The organism is Rhodoblastus sp. (assembly GCF_041915505.1).
Classification (GTDB): Bacteria; Pseudomonadota; Alphaproteobacteria; order Rhizobiales; family Beijerinckiaceae; genus Rhodoblastus.
Genome location: NZ_JAYSBG010000125.1, coordinates 1 through 5,198 on the forward strand (window position 1 = coordinate 1; position 5,198 = coordinate 5,198).

Annotated in this window: 5 protein-coding genes; all 5 read left to right on the forward strand. The window is 64.4% G+C overall.

What is annotated here, in order from left to right:
• Nucleotides 1-157 precede the first annotated feature (157 nt).
• Nucleotides 158-1,939: an acyl-CoA dehydrogenase gene (locus tag ACE3S9_RS09705; protein WP_374546252.1), complete on the forward strand. Its 1,782-nt coding sequence runs from the start codon at nt 158-160 to the stop codon at nt 1,937-1,939.
• 14 nt (nt 1,940-1,953) lie between these two features.
• Nucleotides 1,954-2,415, forward strand: coding sequence for a MaoC family dehydratase (locus tag ACE3S9_RS09710; protein ID WP_374546253.1), 462 nt, complete (start codon nt 1,954-1,956; stop codon nt 2,413-2,415).
• Between the two features lie 17 nt (nt 2,416-2,432).
• Complete coding sequence (locus ACE3S9_RS09715) at nt 2,433-3,179, forward strand: electron transfer flavoprotein subunit beta/FixA family protein (RefSeq protein WP_374546254.1); 747 nt, start codon at nt 2,433-2,435, stop codon at nt 3,177-3,179.
• Nucleotides 3,179-4,120, forward strand: coding sequence for an electron transfer flavoprotein subunit alpha/FixB family protein (locus tag ACE3S9_RS09720; RefSeq protein ID WP_374546256.1), 942 nt, complete (start codon nt 3,179-3,181; stop codon nt 4,118-4,120). Before ACE3S9_RS09715 ends, ACE3S9_RS09720 begins: the two co-directional genes overlap by 1 nt.
• A gap of 117 nt (nt 4,121-4,237) precedes the next feature.
• Nucleotides 4,238-5,198: NAD(P)/FAD-dependent oxidoreductase (locus ACE3S9_RS09725; protein WP_374546257.1), on the forward strand; the 961-nt coding region annotated here is incomplete at its 3' end.

A 5,198-nucleotide genomic window follows, 5' to 3' on the forward strand; every position in this document is an offset into this window, starting at 1 on the left:
CGCATCTGGCGCGGTTCAAGGTGCCCAAGAGCTTCATCTTCGGCCCGCTGCCGAAAACCTCGACCGGCAAGATCCAGAAATTCATCCTGCGCGAAAAGGCGCGCTCGGCCGAGGCCATCGGCTGAGCCTCTGACGCCTCATTCCATCGGAGCCATTCATGACCGCTTATAAAGCGCCCATCCGCGACATGCTGTTCGCCCTACAGGAAGTCGGCGGCCTCGACCGCGTCACGGCCCTGCCGGGCAATGAGGAGATTTCGGAAGATCTGGTCGCGGCCATTCTCGAAGAAGCCGGCAAATTCGCCGGCGACGTGCTCGCGCCCCTGAACCAGCCGGGCGACAGGCAGGGTTGCGTCTGCAAGGACGGCGTGGTGACCACGCCGGACGGGATCAAGGAAGCCTATGCGGCCTTCTGCGAGAACGGCTGGAACGCCATGCCGGCGCCGCTGGATTTCGGCGGCCAGGGCCTGCCCGCGCTGGTCGCGACGCCGGTGCTGGAAATGTGGAAAGCGTCCAACATGGCCTTCTCGTTGTGCCAGATGCTGACGCTGGGCGCGTTGAACGCCATCAACCACCATGGGTCCGACGAACAGAAGGCGACCTATCTGCCGAACATGGCCTCCGGCAAATGGACCGGCACCATGAATTTGACCGAGCCGCAGGCCGGCTCCGACCTCGCCGCCGTGCGGACCAAGGCGGTCCCCGAGGGCGACGCTTACCGCATCACCGGCACCAAGATTTTCATCACCTGGGGCGAGAACGACGTCGCCGAAAACATTATTCATCTGGTGCTGGCGCGCCTGCCCGACGCGCCTCTCGGCGTGAAAGGCATTTCTTTGTTCATCGCGCCGAAATTCCTGGTCAATTCCGACGGCTCGCTCGGCGAGCGCAACGATCTGGTTTGCGCCTCGATCGAGCACAAGCTCGGAATCCACGGCAGCCCGACCGCGGTGATGTCCTTCGGCGAGAAGGGCGGCGCGATCGGCTATCTGATCGGCGAGCCCAATCGCGGCCTCGAATATATGTTCACCATGATGAACCACGCCCGCCTCAATGTGGGCCTCGAGGGCGTGGCGATCGCCGAGCGCGCCTATCAAAAGGCGCTCTCCTACGCCTTCGAGCGCGTGCAGGGCAAACCATTGGCGGCGAAAGCCGGCGACCCGATCGCCTATCATCCCGACGTCAAGCGCATGCTGCTGGAGATGAAGTCGCGCATCGAGGCGATGCGGGCCTTGGCCTATTTCACCGCTGGACAGATGGACATCGCCCATCTGTCGGCAGACGCGGACGAAGCGAAAAAAGCGCAGGCCGTGGTCGATCTGCTGACGCCGGTGGTGAAGGGCTGGTGCACGGAAAACGCGATCTGGATCGCCTCGACCGGCATACAGGTCCATGGCGGCATGGGCTTCGTCGAGGAGACCGGCGCCGCCCAGCACCTGCGCGACGCCCGCATCACCACGATTTATGAAGGCACGACCGCGATCCAGGCCAATGACCTCGTCGGCCGCAAAATCGCGCGCGACGGCGGCGCAGCAGCGAAGGCGCTGATCGTCGAAATCGAAGCGGACCTCCGAGCCTGGGCGGGATCCGGCATCGCCTCGCTCGCCAAGCCGCTGGAAACGCCGCTCGGGCATTTTGCTTCGGCCGTCGACTGGATCGTCAGGACCCATCAGGCGGCGCCGGAGAGCACGGCCGCTTCGGCGGTTCCCATGCTGCATCTGACGGGGATCACCGTCGGCTATTGGCTCGTTCTCCGCCAGGCCGCAGCGGCGCTCAGGCGCCAGGAAGCGGGCGAGGATCCCAATTTCGTCAAGGCCAAGCTGGCTTATGCCTTCTTCTATGCGGCGCATGTCCTGCCGCAGACGGAGCCGCTGTTCGCCAGCATCGTCGGCGGCCCCGACGCGATCACCCAATTCGATCCTGCCTTGATGATCCACTGAGGGGGGAGAGCGCCATGAACGAACTCAACGGTTACGACGTCGAGGATCTTGCGCCGGGCATGACGGCGACATTTTCGAAGACCATCACCGAGGCGGACATCGTGATGTTCGCCGGCGTGTCGGGGGACAATAACGCGATCCACATCAATGAAGAATTCGCCTGCTCCACCCCGTTCGGTGGGCGCATCGCCCATGGCTTCCTGACCGCGAGCGTGATTTCCGCCGCCATCGCCGGCCGTTTGCCCGGTCCCGGGTCGATCTATCTTGAACAGAAAATGCGTTTCGTGGCCCCGGTGCGCCCGGGCGACACCGTGCACGCCTGCGTCACGGTCAAGGAGATCGACGCGCGCCGTCATGTTGTGCTGGAGACGATCTGCCGTGTTGGCGGCAAGGAGGTCGTGATCGGCGAGGCGACGGTCAAGGTCGGTTCGGCCAAGACGCGTGAAGAAAAGAAGAAGCTCGCCGCAACGGCGTGAGCGCTTGGAGCCATCAGATGAAGATCCTTGTGCCCGTGAAGCGGGTTGTTGATTACAACGTGAAGATCCGGGTGAAGACGGACGGGTCTGGCGTTGAATTGGCCAATGTGAAGATGTCGATGAACCCGTTCGACGAGATCGCGGTGGAAGAGGCGCTTCGGCTCAAGGAAGCCGGCAAGGCGAGCGAAGTGGTGGTGGTGTCGATCGGCCCGCAGCAGGCGACCGAGACCCTGCGCACCGGCCTCGCCATGGGCGCCGACCGCGGCGTGCTGGTCAAGACCGACGAGACCGTCGAACCCCTCGCGGTCGCCAAGATCCTGAAGGCGGTGGCGCTGGAAGAACAGCCCGGCCTCATCATCCTCGGCAAACAGGCGATTGATGATGACTCCAACCAGACCGGCCAGATGCTTGCCGCTCTGCTCGGCTGGGGCCAGGGCACCTTCGCCTCCAAGGTCGAATTGGCCGATGGCTCGGTCGACGTCACCCGCGAGGTCGACGGCGGCTTGCAGACGGTGAGCTTGAAGACGCCGGCGGTGGTCACCACCGACCTGCGCCTGAACGAGCCGCGCTACGCCTCGTTGCCCAACATCATGAAGGCCAAGAAGAAGCCGATCACTGAGAAGACGCCCGCCGATTACGGCGTCGACGTCACGCCGCGTCTGAAGGTGCTGAAGACCACGGAGCCGCCGACCCGCAAGGCCGGCGTGAAGGTGGGCTCGGTCGCCGAGCTGGTGTCGAAGTTGAAAGATGCGGGGGCGCTCTGATGACGATTCTTCTTCTGGCCGAAGTGCATAACGGCCATCTCAACGATTCCACCGCCAAGGCTTTGACCGCCGCCGCGCAGCTCGGCGGCCCGGTGCATATTCTGGTCGCCGGAGCGGGCGATGAAGCCGCCAATTCCGCCGCAAAACTCTCGGGCGTGGACAAGGTGCTGACGGCTGGCGGCGACGCTTTTTCGCACGGCCTGGCCGAGCCTCTGGCCGATCTGATCGTGGCGCTGGCGCCGTCCTATGACGCCATCGTCGCGCCGGCGACCTCGACCGGTAAGAACGTGCTTCCGCGCGTCGCCGCCTTGCTCGACGTGGCGCAGGTGTCGGAAATCTCCAAGGTGGTGTCGCCGGACACCTTCGAGCGCCCGATCTATGCCGGCAACGCCGTGCAGACGGTGCAGGCGACCGATTCCAAGAAGGTGATCACGGTGCGCACCTCCACCTTCGCCGCGACGGCCGAGGGCGGTTCCGCGGCGATCGAGCCGGTTTCGGGTCCGACTGAGGCTGGCCTGTCGAGCTTCAAGAGCGAGGCGCTCGCGGTTTCGGATCGTCCTGAGCTGACCTCGGCGAAAGTCATCATCTCGGGCGGCCGCGCGATGCAGAACGCCGAGAATTTCAAGACCTATATCGAGCCGGTGGCTGACAAGCTCGGCGCGGCCATGGGCGCCTCGCGCGCGGCGGTCGACGCCGGCTATGCGCCGAACGACTGGCAGGTCGGCCAGACCGGCAAGGTGGTGGCGCCGGAGCTTTACATCGCGGTGGGGATTTCCGGCGCGATCCAGCATCTCGCCGGCATGAAGGACAGCAAGGTCATCGTCGCCATCAACAAGGACGAGGAAGCCCCCATCTTCCAGGTCGCCGATTACGGCCTCGTCGCCGATCTCTACAGCGCCCTGCCGGAACTCAAGGACGAACTCGCCAAAATCGGACGTTAGGCGAACTGATTTCCTTGCCTGTCTGGTCTCCCACCTGGACGGGCTCCTTGCCGGCGACGGCGCGTCCGTCGTCGGCATTTTTTCGCCGGCGCCCCGAAAGCCGAGGAGAAATTTCCCATGGCGAACCATTCGGAATTGCAATCCTCCCGCGAGGCGATGGATTATGACGTCGTCGTGGTCGGGGCCGGGCCTTCCGGTCTCGCGGCGGCGATTCGGCTGAAGCAGATTGATCCTTCGCTTGCCGTCGTGGTGGTGGAAAAGGGCTCGGAAGTCGGCGCGCATATTCTGTCCGGCGCGGTGATCGACCCGAAGGGCCTCGACAAGCTGCTGCCCGATTGGCGGAATGACCCGGCCCGGCCGCTGACCGTCGAAGTCAATGACGACCGCTTCTATCTGCTCGGTCCCTCCGGCGGCATTCGCCTGCCCAATTTCCTGATGCCGCCGCTGATGAGCAATCACGGCAATTTCGCGGGCTCGCTGGGCAATGTCTGCCGCTTCCTCGGCGCCAAGGCCGAAGAGCTCGGCGTCGAAATCTATCCGGGCTTCGCCGCCACGGAAGTGCTTTACGGCGACAAAGGCGAAGTGCTCGGAATCGCCACCGGCGACATGGGCGTCGGCCGCGACGGTAGCCCCAAGGACAGCTTTACCCGCGGCATGGAGCTGCGCGGAAAGTACACGCTCTTCGCCGAGGGCGCGCGCGGCTCTTTGTCCAAGCAGATCATCGCCAAATTCGGGCTCGACCAGGGCCGCGAGCCCCAGAAATACGGCATCGGCCTCAAGGAGCTGTGGCGGATCGATCCGGCCAAACACCAGCCGGGTCTCGTCCAGCATTCGTTCGGCTGGCCGCTCGGCGGCGGCACGGGCGGCGGCTCGTTCCTCTATCACATCGAGGACAATCAGGTCGTCGTCGGCTTCGTGGTGCATCTGAACTACAAGAACCCGACGCTGTCACCATTCGACGAGTTCCAGCGCTTCAAGACCCATCCGATGGTGCGCGACATCTTTGCCGGCGGCAAACGCCTGGCCTATGGCGCCCGCGCCCTGACCGAGGGCGGCTGGCAATCCGTGCCGAAACTGG